General features: G+C 48.6%; 1 protein-coding gene. It reads left to right on the forward strand.

Annotation, left to right across the window (positions count from 1 at the left end; genetic code table 11):
- Positions 1–77: 77 nt before the first annotated feature.
- Positions 78–1,084: potassium/proton antiporter (locus tag R8N47_RS23665; protein ID WP_318185910.1), on the forward strand; the 1,007-nt coding region annotated here is incomplete at its 3' end.

The raw sequence follows: 1,084 nt of genomic DNA on the forward strand, positions 1-1,084 counted from the left end.
TAAAGTTGAGGTGATTTAGGAACTTATATGCTTACTCGTTGAGATTGTTTGTAGCTTTTCATTTAGGGAGGGTGAGAATGGACGCAGACACCATTAACAGCTTTTTTCTGATTGGTGCATTACTGATTGCACTGAGCGTTCTTTTAAGCCCCGTGTCCTCAAAATTGGGGATTCCAATCCTTCTCGTATTTCTTGCGGTAGGTATGTTGGCTGGGGAAGATGGCCTTGGCGGAATCTTATTTGATAATTATTCCATCGCTTATTTAGTCAGTAACTTAGCGCTCGCCATCATTCTTTTGGATGGCGGGATGCGAACGCGAGTCGCCAGTTTTCGGGTCGCCTTGTGGCCTTCGGTGTCGTTGGCAACCATAGGCGTAGCCATCACGACATTGTTAACTGGCTTGATGGCGACCTGGCTGTTCGATTTGGATTTATTGCAAGGTATCTTAGTTGGCGCGATTGTCGGTTCAACGGATGCGGCCGCGGTCTTCTCTTTATTGAAAGGCCGCAGTCTGAACGAACGTGTTGGCTCGACGTTAGAAATTGAATCGGGCACCAACGACCCAATGGCGGTGTTCTTGACCGTCACGTTAATTGCGATTCTTTCTAGTACGGGAACGGAGTTAAGCGCCGGCTTTTTAGCGCTCAGTTTTGTTAAGCAGTTTGGTATCGGTGCGCTTCTTGGTTTTGCTGGTGGCTGGGTCTTGTGGAAAGTCATCAATCGCAATCAACTGCCGGATGGCTTGTACTCGATTTTGACCGTCAGCGGCGGCTTGATCATTTTCGCGTTGTCGAACTCGTTAGGCGGCAGCGGTATTTTGTCGATTTACCTCGTGGGTTTATTGCTGGGTAACCGTCCAACGCGCAGCCGTCATTCGATTCTGCATGTATTAGATGGTATGACGTGGCTAGCGCAAATTGGCATGTTCCTCGTGCTTGGTTTGTTGGTTACGCCGTCGAACTTGCTGAGTATTGCGGTGCCAGGCTTGGCGCTTGCGTTTGGTATGATTTTGTTTGCCCGTCCTATTTCCGTGTGGATTGGACTGCTGCCATTTAAGAGTTTCACGCCACGTGAAAAGTGGTT

Source organism: Vibrio sp. 2132-1, assembly GCF_033344315.1.